This window comes from Pseudomonas sp. S2_C03 (genome assembly GCF_054668405.1).
On sequence record NZ_CP162766.1, the window covers coordinates 4,022,186 to 4,042,654 of the forward strand.

Annotated in this window: 21 protein-coding genes; 7 read left to right on the forward strand and 14 right to left on the reverse strand. The window is 61.5% G+C overall.

The genetic code is table 11. The features are described from left to right. Positions 1-134: 134 nt before the first annotated feature. On the reverse strand, positions 135-1,043 hold the full coding sequence (locus tag AB4N64_RS18620; protein ID WP_460117345.1) for a LysR family transcriptional regulator: 909 nt from the start codon (positions 1,041-1,043) through the stop codon (positions 135-137). A gap of 70 nt (positions 1,044-1,113) precedes the next feature. After that, positions 1,114-2,262 (reverse strand): L-threonine dehydrogenase, encoded by a 1,149-nt coding sequence (yiaY, locus tag AB4N64_RS18625; RefSeq protein ID WP_460117346.1) that lies wholly within the window; start codon positions 2,260-2,262, stop codon positions 1,114-1,116. A 156-nt stretch (positions 2,263-2,418) separates the two neighbouring features. Between yiaY and AB4N64_RS18630 the strand changes: the two genes are divergently transcribed. Then, positions 2,419-3,438, forward strand: a complete 1,020-nt coding sequence (locus AB4N64_RS18630; RefSeq protein WP_460117347.1) for a DUF4917 family protein — start codon at positions 2,419-2,421, stop codon at positions 3,436-3,438. A gap of 183 nt (positions 3,439-3,621) precedes the next feature. On the opposite strand, the gene AB4N64_RS18635 is transcribed toward AB4N64_RS18630, so the two are convergent. Beyond that, positions 3,622-3,927, reverse strand: a complete 306-nt coding sequence (locus AB4N64_RS18635) for a ribbon-helix-helix domain-containing protein (RefSeq protein WP_460117348.1) — start codon at positions 3,925-3,927, stop codon at positions 3,622-3,624. A gap of 13 nt (positions 3,928-3,940) precedes the next feature. After that, entirely contained in the window at positions 3,941-4,522 is a 582-nt protein-coding gene (locus tag AB4N64_RS18640; protein WP_460117349.1) for a DJ-1/PfpI family protein, read from the reverse strand. 280 nt (positions 4,523-4,802) lie between these two features. Here AB4N64_RS18640 and AB4N64_RS18645 point away from each other — a divergent pair, with 280 nt between their 5' ends. Further along, the gene (locus tag AB4N64_RS18645) at positions 4,803-5,693 is read left to right on the forward strand and encodes a DMT family transporter (protein WP_460126800.1); all 891 of its coding nucleotides are present in this window, start codon (positions 4,803-4,805) and stop codon (positions 5,691-5,693) included. A 146-nt stretch (positions 5,694-5,839) separates the two neighbouring features. Here the strand turns inward: AB4N64_RS18645 and AB4N64_RS18650 are convergent, their stop codons facing one another. The 4 genes from AB4N64_RS18650 to AB4N64_RS18665 all read right to left on the reverse strand — a co-directional run bounded on the left by AB4N64_RS18650 (position 5,840) and on the right by AB4N64_RS18665 (position 9,380). Beyond that, positions 5,840-7,057 carry a class I SAM-dependent methyltransferase gene (locus AB4N64_RS18650; RefSeq protein WP_460117350.1) on the reverse strand — a complete coding sequence of 406 codons (1,218 nt, stop codon included), beginning with the start codon at positions 7,055-7,057 and terminating at the stop codon, positions 5,840-5,842. 227 nt (positions 7,058-7,284) lie between these two features. Beyond that, entirely contained in the window at positions 7,285-7,902 is a 618-nt protein-coding gene (locus AB4N64_RS18655) for a TPM domain-containing protein (protein WP_460117351.1), read from the reverse strand. Positions 7,903-7,930: 28 nt separating this feature from the next. Then, on the reverse strand, positions 7,931-8,680 hold the full coding sequence (locus AB4N64_RS18660; protein WP_460117352.1) for a TPM domain-containing protein: 750 nt from the start codon (positions 8,678-8,680) through the stop codon (positions 7,931-7,933). A gap of 91 nt (positions 8,681-8,771) precedes the next feature. After that, complete coding sequence (locus AB4N64_RS18665; protein WP_460117353.1) at positions 8,772-9,380, reverse strand: LemA family protein; 609 nt, start codon at positions 9,378-9,380, stop codon at positions 8,772-8,774. 248 nt (positions 9,381-9,628) lie between these two features. Here AB4N64_RS18665 and bglX point away from each other — a divergent pair, with 248 nt between their 5' ends. Then, complete coding sequence (gene bglX / locus AB4N64_RS18670) at positions 9,629-11,920, forward strand: beta-glucosidase BglX (protein WP_460117354.1); 2,292 nt, start codon at positions 9,629-9,631, stop codon at positions 11,918-11,920. A gap of 172 nt (positions 11,921-12,092) precedes the next feature. Here the strand turns inward: bglX and AB4N64_RS18675 are convergent, their stop codons facing one another. From AB4N64_RS18675 to AB4N64_RS18695, 5 genes are all read right to left on the reverse strand, one after another. Then, a complete protein-coding gene (locus AB4N64_RS18675) occupies positions 12,093-13,250 on the reverse strand; it encodes a phospholipase D-like domain-containing protein (protein ID WP_460117355.1) in 1,158 nt (385 codons plus the stop codon). A gap of 1 nt (position 13,251) precedes the next feature. Further along, complete coding sequence (locus AB4N64_RS18680; protein ID WP_460117356.1) at positions 13,252-13,851, reverse strand: YceI family protein; 600 nt, start codon at positions 13,849-13,851, stop codon at positions 13,252-13,254. Positions 13,852-13,908: 57 nt separating this feature from the next. Then, positions 13,909-14,238, reverse strand: coding sequence for an amidase (locus AB4N64_RS18685; protein ID WP_460117357.1), 330 nt, complete (start codon positions 14,236-14,238; stop codon positions 13,909-13,911). Then, a complete protein-coding gene (locus AB4N64_RS18690; protein WP_460117358.1) occupies positions 14,235-15,329 on the reverse strand; it encodes a serine hydrolase domain-containing protein in 1,095 nt (364 codons plus the stop codon). Before AB4N64_RS18690 ends, AB4N64_RS18685 begins: the two co-directional genes overlap by 4 nt. Positions 15,330-15,510: 181 nt before the next feature. Beyond that, entirely contained in the window at positions 15,511-16,398 is an 888-nt protein-coding gene (locus AB4N64_RS18695; protein WP_460117359.1) for an acyl-CoA dehydrogenase, read from the reverse strand. A 155-nt stretch (positions 16,399-16,553) separates the two neighbouring features. Between AB4N64_RS18695 and olsB the strand changes: the two genes are divergently transcribed. Beyond that, complete coding sequence (gene olsB / locus AB4N64_RS18700) at positions 16,554-17,309, forward strand: L-ornithine N(alpha)-acyltransferase (RefSeq protein WP_460117360.1); 756 nt, start codon at positions 16,554-16,556, stop codon at positions 17,307-17,309. Then, positions 17,309-18,100, forward strand: a complete 792-nt coding sequence (locus tag AB4N64_RS18705; protein ID WP_460117361.1) for a lysophospholipid acyltransferase family protein — start codon at positions 17,309-17,311, stop codon at positions 18,098-18,100. Before olsB ends, AB4N64_RS18705 begins: the two co-directional genes overlap by 1 nt. Positions 18,101-18,217: 117 nt before the next feature. On the opposite strand, the gene AB4N64_RS18710 is transcribed toward AB4N64_RS18705, so the two are convergent. Beyond that, a complete protein-coding gene (locus tag AB4N64_RS18710) occupies positions 18,218-18,796 on the reverse strand; it encodes an acyl carrier protein phosphodiesterase (RefSeq protein ID WP_460117362.1) in 579 nt (192 codons plus the stop codon). Positions 18,797-18,965: 169 nt separating this feature from the next. Here AB4N64_RS18710 and AB4N64_RS18715 point away from each other — a divergent pair, with 169 nt between their 5' ends. After that, complete coding sequence (locus tag AB4N64_RS18715) at positions 18,966-19,268, forward strand: ArsR/SmtB family transcription factor (protein ID WP_460117363.1); 303 nt, start codon at positions 18,966-18,968, stop codon at positions 19,266-19,268. A 24-nt stretch (positions 19,269-19,292) separates the two neighbouring features. Further along, positions 19,293-20,456, forward strand: coding sequence for an MFS transporter (locus AB4N64_RS18720; protein WP_460117364.1), 1,164 nt, complete (start codon positions 19,293-19,295; stop codon positions 20,454-20,456). The last annotated feature ends 13 nt before the right edge of the window (positions 20,457-20,469 follow it).

A 20,469-nucleotide genomic window follows, 5' to 3' on the forward strand; every position in this document is an offset into this window, starting at 1 on the left:
AGGACGGTGGCGCCAGGAATCCAACCTTCAGTTGGCAAGGGGCGTTCGTGAAATGCGAACGCTCTGGAGGATTGTTCCGGCCTCAGGGCCTCATCGCGAGCAAGTCGAAGGGGCCGGGAAATCCAACCCAAAAATCAGGCCTGCCCCCGCAAATGCTCAAACAACAACCGACTCACCGGCGACAACCTCGCCTCATCGCGCACGACCAGGATCAACGCCCGGTGCGACCAATCATCAGTCAACGGCACGGCATGCAGGCCAAGCGCCCGGCCGAACAATTCGTAGGCTTTCTGCGGCATGATCCCCAGGCCCATGTTCGCCTGGACCATGCGACACATCGCGTCGAAACCCGGCACATGAATACGCAGGCGCAGCACTTTGCCAGCGTGGCGCGCGGCGGCGTGGGTGCGCATGTTGATGGAGCTGGCGGAGTGCAGGCCGACGTAATCGCTGTCCAGCGTATCGGCGAATGCCAGGCGGGTGTGATGGGCCAACGGATGATTCGGCAGCATCAACACCACCAACTGGTCCTCGCGATACAACACGCTGTGCAGGCCCTTGACGTCGCTGTCGCTGGAACAGATGCCCAGGTCCGCCACGCCATCCAGCACACCCTGGATCACCCCGCTGCTGGGACGTTCTTCAAGGTCGGTCTTGACCTGGGAATGGCGTTCGGAAAAGTCGCGCAGGTCTTCCGGCAAAAACTGGATGATCGCCGACAGGTTGGCGAGCATCCGGACATAACCGCGAACGCCGTGGCTGTGCTCACCCAGTTCCAGGCCCATTTTCTCGACGTTGAACAACATCTGCCGGGCATGATGCAACAGCGTCTCCCCGGCCGGGGTGAGCGTCATGCCTTTGGCCTGGCGCACGAACAGACTGATGCCAAACGCCTCCTCCAATTCCATCAGCCGCTTGCTCGCCGCCGACACCGCGATGGCTTCACGAGCTGCAGCACGGGTGAGCGTGCCTTCTTCGTGAACGGCGACAAACAACTGGAGAGTGATCAGGTCGAGGCGGCGGATCAGGCTTTTTTGCAGCATCGGGGACTCGGCGATTTCGGCTCGGGCGAGGACGCAGCATAGCGTCCTTTGCACCCGAACCGCGCGCGGGTCAAAACGCGCTGAGGAAAATTTCCTCGATCTGCCGTTGATCCGCCGCCCGTGGGTTGGTCAGACCGCAGGCGTCTTTCAGGGCGTTGCTGGCCAGGGTCGGGATGTCGTTGAGACGCGCACCGAGGGCACGCAGGCCGGCAGGAATCTCGACGTCCTTCGCCAGACTGCGGATGGCTGCGAGGGCGGCCTGGGCACCTTCTTCCGGGGTGACGCCACGAATGTCGGCGCTCATTGCGTGGGCGACATCGGTCAGGCGGTCGGCGCAGACCATCGCATTGAAGCTTTGCACATGGGGCAGCAGCACGGCGTTGCACACGCCATGGGGCAAGTCGTAGAAACCGCCCAGTTGGTGAGCCATGGCGTGCACGTAACCCAAGGACGCGTTGTTGAACGCCATGCCCGCCAGGAACTGGGCGTACGCCATGTTCTCCCGTGCGCCGATGTCGCTGCCGTCGCGCACAGCCAGGCGCAGGTTGTTGCTGATCAGGGTGATGGCCTTCAACGCGCAGGCGTCGGTGATCGGCGTCGCCGCCGTCGACACGTAGGCCTCGATGGCGTGGGTGAGCGCGTCCATGCCGGTGGCGGCCGTCAGGCTCTTGGGCATGGCAATCATCAGCGCCGGGTCATTGACCGACAGCAGCGGCGTGACGTTGCGGTCGACGATGGCCATTTTCACGTGGCGGGACTCGTCGGTGATGATGCAAAAACGGGTCATCTCGCTGGCGGTGCCGGCGGTGGTGTTGATGGCGATCAACGGCAATTGTGGTTTGGTCGACTGATCCACGCCTTCGTAATCGCGGATCTGCCCACCATTGGTCGCGCACAGGGCGATGCCTTTGGCGCAGTCGTGGGGCGAACCGCCACCCAGGGACACCACGAAATCACAACGGCTTTCCTTGAGCAGGCCCAAGCCGCTTTCAACGTTGGCGATGCTTGGGTTGGGCTTGGCGCCATCGAAAACAACCGAGTCGATATCGCGCAGCGCCAGCTTCTCGGCGATCATTGCTGCCACCCCAGCCTTGGCCAGCCCGGCATCAGTGACAATCAGCGCCTTGCGGTAGCCGTAATTGCGGATGGCGTCCATTGCTTCGTCGAGGCAACCGTTACCCATGATATTCACGGCGGGGATGAAAAAGGTGCTGCTCATGAACGAGTCTCCAGGTCTGGGCCGTTTCGCCTGTTCGATTCGGCGGTAACCTGAAGAATCCGCCGATTGGCCAATGATTGACTTGATCTGGCTCAAGGACCGGTCGTGATAAAGTCGCCACCCATCTGACCTTTGGCTTTTGAAACGAGCACCGCAATGACCGATTTCCAGGATGTCGATGCCCAACTAGAAGACTGGAACGCCCTGCGCGCCAGCACCTCCATCAGCGGCCTGCTGCTGGGCAACGGCGCCAGCCGCGCGGTATGGGACGACTTCGGCTACGACTCACTGTTCGAGAATGCGCGCACTGTCGAGGAAAAGCCTCTGAGCGCCTCCGAACTGAGCGTATTCGACGCGCTGCAGACCCGCAGCTTCGAGCAGGTACTGGGCGCGCTGAAAACCACCAGCCGGGTGAACAAAGCCCTGGCTGTCAGCTCCGCCGCGCCGCGCAATCGCTATTACGCGATCAAGGAAGCGCTGATCAACAGCGTCCACGCGGTGCACATCCCATGGCGGCTGGTGGAGCCGGCCACGCTGGCGACGATCAACCAGGAGCTGAGCCGCTACTCGTCAGTGTTCACCACCAATTACGACCTGCTGACCCACTGGGCGATCCAGCATCAGCCGGACACCCTCACCGATCTGTTCCAGGGCACGGAGCCGGGCTTCGACCTGAGCGCCACCGCCACCGATAAAACCCGCGTGCTGTACCTGCACGGTGGCCTGCACCTGGTGCGCAACCAGGACGGCACCGCGCGCAGGATGACCTCGACCGAAGGCACGCTACTGGGCAGCTTCGCGATCAACAATACGATCAAGACGCTGGACGATGTGCCGCTCTTCGTCAACGAAGGGACGAGCGCGGACAAGCTCAAGACGATTCGCAGCTCGGACTACCTGTCGTTCTGCCTTGACCAGCTGATGAAGCAAGACGCAGGCCTGTGCATTTTCGGGCACGGGCTGAATGAGCAGGATCAGCATCTCATCGATGCGCTGCGCCACGCGAAACCGGCGTTGGTGGCGATTTCGATCTATCCCCGCAGCCAGGCGTTCATCCAGCACCAGAAGCGCCATTACGCCAAGGTGTTCGAAAGAACGGGGTCAGAGTTGCGCTTCTTCGATTCGAAGACCCATGCGCTGGGTCATCCGGAGCTGGCGGTGCCGGTGGAGGTTTAATCTCGATCAACTGTGAAACCGGGCTTGTCTCCGGGCAGCGTTTCAAAGAAGGCAAACGGTCAGTTGGCATCTTCATTGACTGATACACCGCTTTCGCGAGCAAGCCCGCTCCCACAGAGAGATGCGAACACTCAACCACTTGTGGGAGCGGGCTTGCTCGCGATGGGGTCGACTCGATTTCGGCTATTTGACCCCAGACCGCACCACCGCCAGCTCAGGCACCGGCACTCGCCGCTGGCTCAGGTAGCGCGTGCAACTGACCCGCAGGAACGATGCAAAATTCACCACTTCGCCGCGATAGTCCATCACCTCTTCATACAGCTTGGTGATCAACTGGTTGGTGGTCATGCCGTCGACCTCGGCGATTTCGCTGAGGATGTCCCAGAACTGATTCTCCAGGCGCAGCGTGGTCACCACGCCGCAGATGCGCAACGAGCGCGAGCGTGACTCGTAGAGAATCGGGTCAGCCTTGACGTACAGCTCGCACATGGAGAAGCCCTCGTTACAGCGTGATTTTGGTGCCCAGCAACCGGAGGAAACCGGCGAGCCAGTTCGGATGCGCCGGCCAGGCAGGCGCCGTGGCCAGATTGCCTTGAACGTGGCCATCCGTCACCGCGATGTCGATGAACGTGCCGCCCGCCAAACGCACTTCTGGAGCGCAGGCCGGGTACGCACTGCATTCGCGACCTTCGAGAATCCCCGCCGCCGCGAGCAACTGGGCGCCATGGCACACCGCCGCGATCGGTTTGCCGGCCTTGTCGAAGGCGCGTACCAGCTCCAGGACCTTTTCGTTCAACCGCAGGTATTCCGGCGCACGACCGCCTGGGATCACCAGCGCATCGTAGTCAGCCTCGGCCACCTTGGCGAAATCGAAGTTCAGTGCAAACAGGTGGCCAGGCTTTTCGCTGTAGGTCTGGTCGCCCTCAAAGTCATGGATTGCCGTGCGCACAGTCTGGCCAGCGGTTTTGTCGGGGCAGACGGCATGCACCGTGTGGCCGACCATCAACAACGCCTGGAACGGCACCATCACTTCATAGTCTTCGACGTAATCGCCGACCAGCATCAGGATTTTCTTGGCAGCCATGGGGAGAACTCCTCTGGGGGGAATGCTTGGGAGTATTGAAGGTAGTCGTTATCCAGCGGGGTGGGTAATAGCCTGTTACTACCCTGGACCGCGTCATCGTTCATCGCGAGCAAGCCCGCTCCCACAGGAGAATGCATTCCAAAATGTAGGAGCGGGCTTGCCCGCGATGGCGTCCTCAAACTGTACGGATAACTCTGTGCCTAGCTGTAACAGGGTAAACCCCCAGGTTTATGGCTAGATGGAGACCTTACCTGCCACCCCCGAACCCTGGTCCTTCATCATGTCCTCGCGCGAAAACACCGGCATGGCCCTCGGCCTGCTCGGCGTCATCATCTTCAGCCTCACCCTGCCCTTCACCCGGGTCGTGGTGCAGGAACTGCATCCACTGCTGAACGGCCTCGGTCGTGCATTGTTCGCGGCGGTGCCGGCGGCGTTGCTGTTGCTGTGGCGCCGGGAGAAGTGGCCGACGTGGCAACAGGTCAAAGGCCTGAGCCTGGTGATCGCCGGGGTGATCCTGGGTTTCCCGGTACTCTCGGCCTGGGCCATGCAAACCCTGCCGGCCTCCCATGGGGCCCTGGTGAACGGCCTGCAACCGCTGTGCGTGGCGCTGTACGCCGCATGGCTGTCTCATGAACGCCCATCGAAAGCCTTCTGGGCCTGCGCTGCGCTGGGCAGTGCGTTGGTACTGGGTTACGCGTTGATCAGCGGCGCAGGCAGCATTCAAGCCGGTGATTTGCTGATGATCGGAGCCATTGGCCTGGGTGGGCTGGGTTACGCCGAAGGTGGCCGATTAGCCCGGGAGATGGGCGGTTGGCAGGTGATCTGCTGGGCGCTGGTACTGTCGACACCCCTGCTGATCGGACCCGTGCTGTACCTGGCGCTGCAACATCAGGGCGAAGTCTCGGCGAAAACCTGGTGGGCGTTCGGGTACGTTTCGCTGTTCTCGCAGTTCATCGGTTTTTTTGCCTGGTACGCCGGGTTGGCGATGGGCGGCATTGCCCGGGTCAGTCAGATCCAACTGCTGCAGATCTTCTTCACCATCGCGTTTTCGGCACTGTTCTTTGGCGAACACGTCGAGCCGATCACCTGGGTGTTTGCGGTGGGGGTGATCGTCACGGTGATGTTGGGGCGCAGGACGGCGGTGAGACCCACCCCCGTCGCCACTACCTGACCCGATCCCCTGAACCTGTAGGAGCGAGCTTGCTCCGGGCGGCGTTCCGACGATGGTCGTCAACGAAGACGCTAGCTGCCTGACACCCAGCGGTGTCTGTGCCTCCATCGCGGGCAAGCCCGCTCCCACAGGGGGGTATCAGCCAGTCAGTTCAGGTAACCATCCGCTCGCAACAACGTCTCCAGGCAATGCTCGCTGATGTGATAGAAATCCTTCAATTCCTGAATCTTCACCAACAACTGCGCCGTGTCGACCGGCTCCGGGCGTTTGACCGCCAGGATCATCTTGTTCTTGTTGGTGTGCTCCAGTGAGATGAATTCGAACACCTTGGTCTCGTAGCCGCAGGCTTCGAGGAACAACGCACGCAGGCTGTCGGTGACCATTTCGGCTTGCTGGCCCAGGTGCAGGCCGTATTGCAGCATCGGCTTGAGCAGCACCGGGCTCTGGATTTGCAGGCGGATCTGCTTGTGGCAGCACGGCGAGCACATGATGATCGACGCGCCGGAGCGAATGCCGGTGTGGATCGCATAATCGGTGGCGATGTCGCAGGCGTGCAGGGCGATCATCACCTCCAGCTCGCTCGGCGCCACACTGCGCACGTCACCGCACTTGAACACCAGACCGGGATGCTCCAGCTTTGCGGCAGCGGCGTTGCACAGGGTGACCATGTCTTCACGCAGCTCGACGCCGGTCACTTCGCCCTGGGCGTTGAGGGTGTTGCGCAGGTAGTCGTGGATCGCGAACGTCAGGTAGCCCTTGCCCGAGCCGAAATCGGCCACCCGCACCGGCTGATCCAGCGCCAGCGGGGACGACGTCAGCGCATGACTGAACACTTCGATGAATTTGTTGATCTGCTTCCACTTGCGCGACATCGCCGGGATCAGCTCGTGCTTGCTGTTCGTCACGCCCAGGTCGGCGAGAAACGGCCGGGTCAGGTCCAGAAAGCGATTTTTTTCACGGTTGTGACCGGTAGACGGCACTTCACGCAATTGCTGAGGTTTGCTCTTGAACAGTGAAGACTTGCCCTTTTTACTGTATTCGAGCTGGGCTTCGTCAGTCAGTGACAATAAATGTGCATTTTTGAACGAAGCCGGCAACAGCTCGGCAATGCTCGCCACACCTTCGGCCAACGGCAGGTTCTTGGTGATATCTCGCGTCTTGTAGCGGTAGACGAAGGACAGGCAGGGCTGATCCTTGACCGTCAGCTGCTTGATGATCACCCGTTGCAGGTCGGTTTCGCTGCCGACGTGCTTGGCCAGCACCAGTTTAATAAAGGCGTTGGCGTCGAGGCTGCCTTGCAGCAGGTCGATGAACTGGGCGTGATGGTCCGGCGCGAGGCTGGCGGGTGTGGCGGTAACAGACATGAAAAAAACGGCCTCGGTCGCGGAGAATCGGGAATGGAGGGCATTTTAGGGGGGATGGCGGCGCAGGACACGCAGTTATTTACGAATGGCCTGTCGAATTTGGCTTCACCTGTGGGAGCGGGCTTGCCCGCGATTGCAATCTGACCTTCAACAATGTTGGTGACTGTCCTACCGCTATCGCGGGCAAGCCCGCTCCCACAGGGATTGGATCCTCTATAAAATCCGGTTCAGCCCAGCACCACCAAACGATTCGGCAACTCATTGCGCACATGGGTAACCGGCACATGCACCTTGAGCAACTCGCCGCACGCCTCGACGCAGGTGACGAAGCCCTGCAAAGTCTGCCCCTGTTTCACCTGCTGGGTGAACGCTGCGACGATGGATTCCCAATGCTGGTTGTCCAGCCGACTGGAAATTCCTTCATCCACCAGGATCTCCACATAACGCTCAGCCTCGCAGACGAAAATGAGCATGCCGGTGCTGCCCACCGTGTGGTGCAGGTTCTGCGCCAGGAACTGCCGGCGCGCCAGGTTCGAGGCGCGCCAATGGCGGACCTTGCGGGGCACAAGGTGGGTGGTGATCTTCGGCAGGCGCAACAGCAGGCATAACACAATGAAGGTGCCCCATTGCACCAGCAGCAGACTGTGCATCGTCAGCCAGCCGGTCAGGTAATGCACGACACCCGGCACCACCAGTGCCAACAGGCTGGCCCACAGCAACGGGATGTACGCGTAGTCATCGGCGCGGGCTGCCAGCACCGTCACCAGTTCGGCGTCGGTGTCGCGCTCGACCCGGGCAATCGCCTCGGCGACTTTGCGTTGTTCGTGTTCAGTCAGTAATGCCATGTCTAGAAGTGCTCATCATTTATTGTTATCACCAGCCGCCCGACGAACCGCCGCCTCCGAAACTGCCTCCGCCGCCGCTGAAGCCCCCGCCTCCACCGCCACCAAAACCACCACCGCCGAAACCACCCCCAGAGCCACCCGAGCCACCCCGGCCGGCCGGCAGGATGCCGAGCATCTGCAAGACAAAGAGGGTCAGGATGAACAGCATCACCAGAAACACGAAGATCCCTGGATGACGGGCAACGAAGTCGTCCTGCCCACTGTTCGACTCGTAGATCGTCGACGGCTCATCCAGCGGGCTGCCGCCCAGCACCACGAGCATGGCGGCGACCCCGTCGCTGATGCCCTTGCTGAAATTGCCGGCCTTGAACGCCGGGGTAATCACCTGATTGATGATCACCGAACTCTGCGCATCGGTCAGGCGATCTTCCAGGCCATAACCCACTTCGATGCGCAACTTGCGGTCATCCCGAGCAACGATCAAAAGCGCACCGTTGTTCTTGTCCTTCTGGCCGATACCCCAATGGCGGCCCAACTGATAACCGAAATCAGCGATCTCGGCGCCCTGCAGGCTGGGGATTGTCACCACCACCAACTGCTCGCCCGTGGCGCTTTCGTGGGCCGCAAGCTGTTGCGTCAACTGCTCGCGCACCGACGGCTCGATCATCTGGGCGTTGTCCACCACCCGTCCGGTCAAAGCCGGAAAACTCAACTCGGCCCGGGCCGTCAGGGCCAACACCCACAACAACAGCACCAGGCCCACTTTCAACACGCGCATTGGCAACCTCATAAGAGCAGCGGCAAGCTTCAAGCTGCGAGCGACAAGTCAAAGCGGGCTGAGTCGTCTGCGCTGCTTGTGTGGCTACTTCCTAGAATTTCACCTGCGGCGCCTTGTCCGCATCTGGAGTAGTGGCTTCGAACGTTTCACGGATCGGCAAATCGCTGTACATCACGGTGTGCCACAGGCGCCCCGGGAAGGTACGGATTTCGGTGTTGTACTTCTGCACTGCCAGGATGAAATCACGGCGGGCCACGGCAATCCGATTTTCGGTGCCTTCAAGTTGCGATTGCAGCGCCAGGAAATTCTGGTTGGCCTTGAGATCAGGATAACGTTCGGACACCGCCATCAAACGACTCAGGGCGCCGGTCAACTGGTCCTGAGCCTGTTGGAACTGCTTGAGGCGTTCAGGATTGTCCAGGGTGCTGGCATCCACCTGAATTGAGGTGGCCTTGGCCCGGGCCTCGATCACCGCCGTCAGGGTTTCCTCTTCGTGCTTGGCATAGCCCTTGACCGTTTCCACCAAATTTGGAATCAGGTCGGCACGGCGCTGATACTGGTTCTGCACCTGGCCCCAGGCGGCCTTGGCCTGTTCGTCGAGGGTGGGGATGTTGTTGATGCCGCAGCCGGCCAGTAGGCTGGTCAGCCAGATCAGGGCGGCGACGCGCAGGCTCGCTCGGGTGGTTCGTTGAACATTCATTTGATTTGACGCTCCGTTGTATCGTCCATTGAAAAATCAACCAGCGACCTTCTGACCGACTCTTCGGGCATAATCTCCCGCCACACTGGAATGCATCGAGCCAATGGGCTAAAAGATGCTCCAATACAAAAACACTGCAGAAGTTTGCTGCATTTACCTGAACAACATTACCTGAACAACAATAGCCACTCCCTAAATTTTGGCCGATCGGCGCGCATTCACTGCCGTTTAGGCCCTGGAAACTATTCATGAAGAAGCTGTGTTTGCTGGGACTGCTCGTCAGCCTGGCCAGTCATAACGTATTGGCCGCTACGACTCCCCCGCCGCTGGAGAACAAGGACGCCTTCATCAGCAACCTGATGAAGCAGATGACCCTCGATGAAAAAATCGGCCAGTTGCGCCTGATCAGCATCGGTCCGGAAATGCCCCGGGAGCTGATCCGCAAGGAAATCGCCGCGGGCAACATCGGCGGCACGTTCAACTCGATCACCCGCCCGGAAAACCGTCCGATGCAGGATGCGGCCATGCGCAGCCGGTTGAAGATCCCGATGTTCTTCGCCTATGACGTGATCCACGGCCACCGCACCATTTTCCCGATCCCGCTGGCGCTGGCGTCAAGCTGGGACATGGACGCCATTGGCCGCTCCGGGCGCGTTGCCGCCGAAGAAGCTGCGGCTGACAGCCTCGACATCACCTTCGCGCCGATGGTCGACATTTCCCGTGACCCGCGTTGGGGCCGGACCTCCGAAGGCTTTGGCGAAGATACCTACCTGGTGTCGCGCATCGCCGGGGTGATGGTCAAGGCGTTCCAGGGCACCGGTGCCAACGCTGCCAACAGCATCATGGCCAGCGTCAAGCACTTCGCCCTGTATGGCGCAGTGGAGGGCGGTCGCGACTACAACGTGGTCGACATGAGCCCGGTCAAGATGTACCAGGACTACCTGCCACCTTACCGCGCCGCCATCGATGCCGGCGCTGGCGGAGTGATGGTCGCACTGAACTCGATCAACGGTGTGCCAGCCACTGCCAACACCTGGCTGATGAACGACCTGTTGCGCAAGGAATGGGGCTTCAAGGGCCTGGCGGTCAGCGACCACGGCGCGATCTTCGAGCTGATCAAGCACGGCGTTGCACGCGATGGTCGCGAGGCGGCAAAGCTGGCGATCAAGGCCGGCATCCACATGAGCATGAACGACACCCTGTACGGCAAGGAACTGCCGGGGCTGCTCAAGTCCGGCGAAATCCAGCAGAGCGACATCGACAACGCCGTGCGTGCGGTGCTCGACGCCAAGTACGACATGGGCCTGTTCAAGGACCCGTACCTGCGCATCGGCAAGGCCGAGGATGATCCGGCCGACACCTACGCCGACAGCCGCCTGCACCGCGCCGATGCCCGTGAGGTGGCCCGGCGCAGCCAGGTGCTGTTGAAAAACTCAAACGAAACCCTGCCGCTGAAGAAAACTGCGAAAGTCGCCCTGGTCGGCCCACTCGCCAAGGCTCCCATCGACATGATGGGCAGCTGGGCGGCTGCCGGTCGTCCGGCGCAATCGGTGACCTTGTTCGATGGCATGAGCAACGTGATTGGCAACAAGGCCAACCTGATTTACGCCCGTGGCGCCAACATCACCAGCGACAAGAAGATTCTCGATTACCTGAACTTCCTCAACTTCGATGCCCCGGAAGTGGTGGATGATCCACGCCCGGCGAACGTGCTGATCGACGAAGCGGTAAAAGCCGCCAAAGACGCTGATGTGGTGGTCGCTGCCGTCGGTGAGTCGCGTGGCATGTCCCACGAATCATCGAGCCGAACCGATTTGAACATCCCGCAAAACCAGCGTGAGCTGATCCGCGCGCTGAAAGCCACCGGCAAACCGTTGGTGCTGGTGCTGATGAACGGGCGTCCGCTGTCGCTGCTCGAAGAAAACCAGCAGGCCGACGCCATCCTGGAAACCTGGTTCAGCGGCACCGAAGGCGGCAACGCCATTGCCGACGTACTGTTCGGCGACTACAACCCGTCGGGCAAGCTGCCGATCACTTTCCCGCGTTCCGTGGGGCAGATTCCGACCTACTACAACCACCTGAGCATTGGCCGGCCATTCACGCCGGGCAAACCGGGCAACTACACCTCGCAGTATTTCGATGACACTACTGGCCCCCTGTTCCCATTCGGCTACGGTCTGAGCTACACCGAATTCAGCCTGAGCGACATGGCGCTGTCAGCGACCACCCTGAACAAGTCCGGCAAGCTCGACGCCAGCGTCACGGTGAAAAATACCGGCAAGCGTGACGGCGAGACCGTGGTGCAACTGTACATCCAGGACGTGACCGGCTCGATGATCCGCCCGATCAAGGAGCTGAAGAACTTCCAGAAAATCATGCTCAAGGCCGGCGAACAGAAAGTCGTGCACTTCAGCATCAGCGAGGATGACCTGAAGTTCTACAACAGCCAGCTCAAGTACGCGGCCGAGCCGGGCAAGTTCAATGTGCAGATCGGCCTGGACTCGCAGGATGTGACGCAGCAGAGTTTTGAGTTGCTCTAACTCGGTCTAAACCAAACCTGTGGGAGCGGCGGTGCGACGATTCGACTTGCCCGCGATGAGGCCGTCACATTCAACATCTGTGTTGACTGCTCAGCCGCCATCGCGGGCAAGTCGAATCGTCGCACCGCCGCTCCCACAGTGGTTTTCCAACTGAAGATTTCTGGCGTTAGCCCTACCCCCGCCGATCCAACAGATTCACCACCACCCGATCCACCCATCCCCAAACCCGCTGCTTGACCCGCCGCCACAACGGCCGGCGTTTCCAGTCCTGCAGACTGACTTCCTCGCTCTTCGCAAAATCGCTCTCGAAACTGGCCACCACCGCCCGGGTCAGGCTGGGGTCCAGCGCCTCGAGGTTGGCTTCCAGGTTGAAGCGCAGGTTCCAGTGGTCGAAGTTGCACGAGCCGATGCTCACCCAGTCATCCACCAGCACCATTTTCAGGTGCAGGAAACAGGGCTGGTATTCGAAGATTTTCACCCCGGCCCTGAGCAGGCGCGGGTAGTAACGATGCCCGGCGTAACGCACGGACGGGTGATCGGTGCGCGGGCCAGTCAGCAACAGACGCACATCGACGCCGCGACCGGCCGCGCGGCGCAATGAGCGGCGCACTTTCCAGGTGGGCAGAAAGTACGGCGTCGCCAGCCAGACACGCCGCTGGCCGCTGTTCAGGGCGCGTACCAGCGACTGCAGGATGTCCCGGTGCTGGCGGGCGTCGGCGTAGGCCACGCGCCCCATGCCCTCGCCCGTCGATGGCACCCGGGGCAGTCGCGGCAGACCGAAATGCGCCGACGGTCGCCAGGCACGCCGATGGCGGTTGGCGATCCACTGGCGATCGAACAACAACTGCCAGTCGATCACCAGCGGACCGGTGATTTCCACCATCACCTCGTGCCATTGGCTGGTGTTTTCACTCGGCAGCCAGAACTCATCAGTGACCCCGGTCCCGCCCACCACCGCCAGGCATTGATCGACCAGCAACAACTTGCGATGGTCGCGATAGAAATTGCCCACCCAGCGCCGCCAGCTCAGGCGATTGTAGAAACGCAACTCCACACCTGCCGCCATCAATCGCTGACGCAGAATCAGGGTGAAGGCGAGGCTGCCGTAATCATCGAACAGGCAGCGAACCCGTACACCGCGTTCGGCGGCCTGGACCAACGCCTGGACCATCGCCTCGGCGCACTCGCCCGCCTCTACCAGATATAACTCCAGCTCGACTTGCTCCTCAGCGCGGGCAATGGCGACCAGCATGCGCGGGAAAAACTGCGGACCGTCGATCAGCAGTTCGAAGCGATTGCCATCGCGCCAGGGGAAAATCGCGCCTTGCATGTCAGCGCGCCGTGAAGATCAGCACCGCACCCACCGGCACCGACAGACTGATGGCTGACAAACCGGCGACCTTGCGCAAGGACTCCAAGCCCGGCGCCAGGTCAAAATCCGCCGCGTTGATCACCAGCGGTTCAAGCGTCACCACCTGGAAACGCCGGTCATCCAGCCGGGTAGCCAGCAGCTCGGCGTTGTATTGATGTTGCTTGCCATGAAGGTTGACGGTGACCGGCAGGCGCAGTTCGAGTTGGGCGCCGTTGGCCAGATCGTTGATCGGCCCCAAGTCGATTTGCGCGCTGATCAGCGCTTCGGGGAACCGCTCGATCTCGAACAGATCCTTGCGCATGCGCTCATCGCGCAACGGGATGCCGCTGTTGATCGAATCCAGCTCGACCTCGACCTCGGCCACGCCCTTGGGGCTGACCTTGCCATGCAGTACCAGGAACCGCTGGACTTCGGAAATGTTGGCGTTCTTGGTGCTGACGAACGATAGCCGCGACGACTCGCCGTCCAGATACCAGTTGGCCTGGGCCGAGAACGTGGCGCCCACCAACAGCACGACGGCGAGGGTTTTACAGACTTTGCAGAGTGACCGCTTGAACATAAAGACTCGTGGGGCAGATAAACCTGCACGAACCATAACCGCCCACGAGCCGGTTGCTCAAGGATTCAAGCGACAACCCTGGCGCTCGCCCAGCCATTGCGCGCTGTTACTGCGCCCAAGGCCCTCGACCGAGACACGTTTGGCAGCAGAATCATCGGTGAAACCGCTGACGGGCAGCCACTGTTTCACATAACCCCGGCAATACTGCGCGTCGTTGTTCATCACATAACGGCACGAGCAATATTCCTTGGCGGTGTAGGCACTGATGATGTCGGGGAAAGCCCACAACGCCACACGCTCCTGCCAGATCCAGCCGAGCAAGGCGATCAGCAGGAACGCCCCCACTGCGGTAAACGGTCGACGGCGAACAAAATGGCGACGCTTCATGGTTGCACCGTCCCGGCAAAAGCCTGGCGCACTCGCTTGAGCAATTCGTTGTGGCGATAACGGCCGTCGCGATCATCGCCGTAGCGCACGATCACCAGGCGCTCGCTGGGAATCACGTACATCGCCTGGCCCCAATGGCCGAGTGCGGCGAAGGTGTCTGGCGGCGCATCGGGCCACGGACGCGCCGCGCCGTCCGCATCACGGTTGAGCCACCAGTGGCCGCCCGGCACCGCTTCGTCCTGGTGGGCCTGGTAACGTGCGAATGGCTGGCGATTGAAGGCCACCCAGTCCGCGGGTAGCAATTGCCGGTCACCCCAACGACCGTCGCGGGCCATCAACAGACCGACGCGAGCAAGATCGCGGGCCGTGAGGTAGGCGTAGGATGAGGCGACGAAGGTGCCGGTGGCGTCGGTTTCCCACACGGCATGGCGGATGCCCAGCGGTTCGAACAGCGCGGTCCAGGGATAGTCCGCATATCGGGCCGGGCCGACGATGGTTTTCAATGCCGCCGCCAGCAGGTTGCTATCACCGCTGGAGTAACGGAAGGCCTGGCCAGGTGGCGCATACGCGTCATGCTCGGCGGTGAACCGTGCCATGTCCTGATGGCCACGGGTGTAGAGCATTGCCACCACCGAGGACTTCAGCGGCGCGTATTCGTAATCCTCCTGCCAGTCCAGGCCAGAAGCCCAGTGCAACAGGTCGGACAGGGTCAGCTTCGGGTGCCCGGCCAGCGGTGGGTAGAACTTCGCTGCCGGATCCTCGAGTTTGAACCGACCCTCGGCGTAGGCCACGCCGAGCACCGTGGCCATCAGGCTCTTGCTGATCGACCAGGTCAGGTGCGGGGTGTCGACGGTGGTGGGGCTCGCATAGCGTTCGTAGATCAATCGCCCATCGCGGATCACCAGCAAAGCGTCGGTGCGAACGCCCTTTCTGCTGACGTCGTCGCGAGGTGGGAAAGCGTAGGCTTCAAGCGCTTGAAGGGCCGGGCCGCCGGGGGTTGGTGTGGTGGACCATTGCTCGCCGGGCCAGGTTTCGGCCTGGGCGGTAAGGCTCACCAGCAACAGGAACAACAGGGACACGCCTTTGAACATGGCGGGGGCTCTGGGGAATGGGCGTGGTGAGGCTAGCTGAGGTTGATGACAGTTTTGGAATATTTGTCAGTCTTTAGGCCGCCATCGCGGGCAAGCCCGCTCCCACAGGGTTTTGGGATGTTCACAAAATTTATGAACACCACTGAACCTGTAGGAGCGGGCTTGCCCGCGATGGGGCCGGTCAATCCAGCGAAGATCCAGCCAAAGCCTTGGCCAACCGCTTCCCCCGCGCGCCCGCCGCCAACTCCATCACCGCCCGATCGCGCTGCCACATCGCGGCCCACTCTGGCGGTCCGTCGGCCAGGGCCTGGTTCACTTCGGCCTTGAGCGCGTCGAACTGTGCAAACAAGCCGCCCAGCAACACATGCCCGGCGGGGTTGTCGGGCGCCTGGCGGCTGACTTCACTGCAGCCGGCCAGCAGCGCGAGCAAGCGCAGTTGCAGTGCCTGCGGCCAGTCGCTGTCCTGGCCCACGCCATACAACCAAGCGGTCATGGCACTGAGCACATAGATGTCTTCGAGGGTGCGAAACGGTTTGACGTAGGCGTCCCAGCCATCCCCTGCAAGCAGTTCGCACAGGGCGTTATCCAGCAGCAGGCGGCCATGGCTGATGTCGGGCATCAGCGGGATCGGCGGCAGTTTTTCCACTTGCACGCCGGCCTCGCCAGCATAAACCACCGCCAGGCTCAGGCGCGGATCGTCGCCGGGCTCTTCGCTGCGAGCAGCAATCAGCAGCCAGTCGGCGGCATCACCGGCGGTAACGAAGTCCTTGCGTCCGCTCAGCCGCAGTTCGCTCAGGCGGGTTTGCATATCGGCCGGGCGCAGGCTGCGCTGCTCGGTGGCACACAAAGCGCCCAAGCTCTGCGGTGCGCTCGGCCAGAGCATGCGCAGGGCCGCCTGGTAGCCCACCAGAAATGCCAGCCCTGGTGTCGCCATCAGGCGCCCACCGGCCACCGCCAGTTCAAAGGGTGTGACGGCTTTCAACTCAAGCAACAGGTTCGCAAAACCCTCCGCCAGGTCCGGATTGGCGGGCCAGCGATCACGGCGTTGCAACAGGGTTTGCCAGGGCATAAGAGGCTCCTTGTGGGCTGTCATATAAGCATCACCAAAGCTTAACGGCGATGACACCGGGGCTACATAGCCTGACTTTGCACAACAAGGCTGGATAAAGAAAGTCGATCCGCTGTAACCCAAAGACGGGTGAGCAGCCCGCACGGAGATTCGCCATGACTCAGATTGCCCGCATCAACGGCACCGGCAATGAACGCCGCCTGCAAGCCGAACGCCTGGTCGGCGCAAAAGCCCTGCAGGAAGCCCAGGCCTTGCGCTTCAACGTGTTCAGCGGCGAATTCGACGCCAAGCTCAAAGGCGCGGAGCTGGGTCTGGACATGGATGATTACGATGTTCACTGCGCCCACATCGGCGTACGCGACCTGAACACCGGGCGCCTGGTGGCGACCACCCGCCTCCTTGACCACACGGCAGCCAGCAGCCTGGGCAAGTTTTACAGCGAAGAAGAGTTCAGCCTGCATGGCCTCATTCACCTCAAGGGCCCGATCCTGGAGATCGGCCGTACTTGCGTCGACCCGGCTTACCGCAACGGCGGCACCATCGCCGTGCTCTGGGGAGAACTGGCCGAAGTGCTGAACGAGGGTGGCTACAGCTATCTCATGGGGTGCGCGAGCATCCCGATGCAGGACGGCGGCGTCCAGGCGCATGCGATCATGCAACGCCTGCGTGAACGCTACCTGTGCACCGAACACCTGCGCGCCGAACCGAAGAACCCGCTACCATCCCTGGACATCCCATCCAACGTGATTGCCGAAATGCCGCCACTGCTCAAGGCCTACATGCGCCTGGGTGCGAAAATCTGTGGCGAGCCGTGTTGGGACGAGGACTTCCAGGTGGCCGACGTGTTCATCCTGCTCAAGCGCGACGAACTCTGCCCGCGTTATGCCAAGCACTTCAAGGCGGCCGTGTGATGGGCCGCCTACGGGTGTACGCGCGAATCGCGCGCGTGTTGGGGGTTGTAACGCTGGGGTTGGGCATGGCCAGTGTCTTCGGAATGTTCGAACGCCTGGGCATGGCGCATTCCATGGTTCGCAGACAGCGCTGGTCGCGCTTTTTCATGGCGCGCCTGAGCAACGCCCTGCCCTTTCGCGTGACCGTACACGGGGAGTTGCCAAAGGAGTCGATGCTCTGGGTCAGCAACCACGTGTCCTGGACCGACATCCCGCTGCTGGGCATGCTCGCGCCGCTGTCGTTCCTGTCCAAGGCCGAAGTCCGTACCTGGCCGGTGGCGGGCTGGCTGGCGGCGAAGGCTGGCAGCCTGTTCATCCGTCGTGGCTCGGGTGACAGTCAATTGATCCGCAAGCAGATGACCCGCCACCTCGAACAGGCCCATCCGCTGTTGATGTTCCCGGAAGGCACCACCACCGATGGCCGTTCGCTTCGCACCTTCCATGGCCGCTTGCTGTCGGCGGCCATCGATTCCAAGGTGAAGCTGCAACCGGTGGCCATCCGTTATCTGCGTGAAGGCCAGGCATGCTCGCTGGCCCCTTTCATTGGTGACGACGATCTGCTCTCGCACTTGATGCGCCTGTTCGCCAACGATCGCGGCGACGTGGAGATTCACCTGCTCAAGCCGATCGCCTGCGAAAACCGGGAACGCGCCGTGTTGGCGTTCGAAGCGCAGCAAGCGGTGCAGAAGGCATTGTTCGGGACGATCCCGGAAACTCAACGAGCGCCGATGCGCCCCGCCATCGCGGCTTGATTTTTTGAATACACTTGGAACCCTGTGGGAGCGGGCTTGCCCGCGATAGCGGTGGACCAGTCGACAACTCTTTGACTGATACACCGCCATCGCGGGCAAGCCCGCTCCCACAGGTACCTAGGCTGTCTGTGAGATCTTTGAAAACTCCTGCAGCCGCGGATAAAACAGCCGGAAATCCTCGCTCAACGGCTCATACAACTCGCGCAGTTCGTGCATCGCCCCCGCCAGTTCCTCCGGCCGTGTCAGCCGCCGCGCAATCCCCCGCAGCACCTGCTCCATCACTTCGAACTCGCGGTACGATCCCAGCCAGTCATCCGCCACCATGTACGGCGCAATCCGCGCCAGACGCTCGGGCAATTGCCGCTCACTGGACAGCACCCTGTACACGTCTGAGGTGAACAGCTCCAGCGGCCGGTCGGCGTACGAAGCCCAGTCCCGCGCGAGGCAGTGATCGAAAAACACGTCCAACACGATTCCCGCGTAGCGCCTGCGGGTCAGTGTAAAGCGCGACAGCGCCACATCCACCAGCGGATGGCGGTCGGTGAACACGTCAATGCGACGATGCAATTGGATAGCCGCTTCGACCTCCGGCGCAAATTGCCCTTGCAGCCGCCCCTTGACGAAATCGCCATACAGACTGCCGAGCAATTGACCGGGACGCTGGCCACCGAGGTGAAGATGTGCGAGATAGTTCATGGGCGCAGCTTAGCACCGCCCGGTGTTGCCCTGACACCTCATATCGTTATAACCCGATATAGCGAAATATGCGTTCGCCAGAACAAAATCATATTTGTATATCGCGATGTAACGATTTAAATTTCGCTTCATCGCGATATAACGTTTTACACATGACAGGCCCCAAGCCATGAAGATTGACCTCGACGAAATAATAAAAGCCCTGGCTCACCCGGTACGGCGAGACATCCTGCACTGGCTCAAAAATCCCTCCGTCGAATTTCCTGACCAAAGCCACAGCAATGAACATGGCGTTTGCGCCGGGCAGATCGATCAACGTTGCGGTTTATCGCAGTCCACGGTGTCCGCGCACCTGGCGACATTGCAACGCGCCGGCCTGATCAGCAGCCGCAAAGTCGGCCAGTGGCACTTCTTCAAACGCAACGAGGAAACCATCCAGGCCTTCCTCAGCGCCTTCAGCAAAGAGCTCTGAACCTTCAGGGTCAAGGAATCAACAATGCCCCTCTCGCTACTCATTCTGGCCTTGAGCGCCTTCGCCATCGGCACCACCGAGTTCGTCATCATGGGCCTGCTGCCCGAAGTGGCGGCCGACCTCGGTGTGTCGATCCCCGGCGCCGGCTGGCTGGTGACCGGCTACGCCCTGGGCGTGGCCATCGGTGCGCCGTTCATGGCACTGGCCACCGCCAAATTGCCGCGCAAGGCTGCACTGGTCGCGTTGATGGGCATTTTCATCATCGGCAACCTGTTATGCGCCCTGGCCACTGATTACAACGTGCTGATGTTCGCCCGTGTGATTACCGCCCTGTGCCACGGCGCTTTTTTTGGTATTGGCTCGGTGGTGGCCGCCAACCTGGTGCCCGCCAACAAACGCGCCTCGGCCGTGGCCCTGATGTTCACCGGCCTGACCCTGGCCAACGTCCTCGGCGTGCCGCTGGGCACGGCGCTCGGACAACAAGCCGGCTGGCGCTCGACCTTCTGGGCGGTGACCGTGATCGGCGTGATTGCGCTGATTGGCCTGATCCGATTCCTGCCGGCCAAGCGCGACGAAGAAAAACTCGACATGCGCGCCGAACTGCGCGCCCTCAAAGGCGCTGGCATCTGGCTGTCGCTGAGCATGACCGCGCTTTTCGCCGCGTCGGTGTTCACCCTGTTTACCTATGTCGCGCCGTTGCTGGGCGAAGTGACCGGTGTCTCGCCTCGCGGCGTGACCTGGACCCTGGTGCTCATCGGCCTGGGCCTGACTGTCGGCAACATCATCGGCGGCAAGCTGGCAGACAAGGGGTTGGCCGCCACGTTGATCGGGGTATTCATCACCATGGCGGTGGTGTCCACAGTGCTGACCTGGACCAGCGTCGCGCTGATCCCCACCGAGATCACCCTGTTCCTATGGGCCACCGCGTGCTTTGCCGCAGTGCCCGCCCTGCAAGTCAACGTGGTGACCTACGGCAAGGCCGCACCCAACCTGGTATCGACCCTGAACATCGGCGCTTTCAACGTCGGCAACGCCTTGGGTGCCTGGGTCGGCGGCAGCGTCATCGCCCACGGTTTCGGCCTGGCCAACGTGCCCCTCGCGGCCGCTGCTCTGGCAGTACTCGCCCTCTTGGCCACCCTGATCACTTTCCGCCAGAACGGTAATCCCGAGCTGGCTGCTACTAACTGATACCTAACGAAGG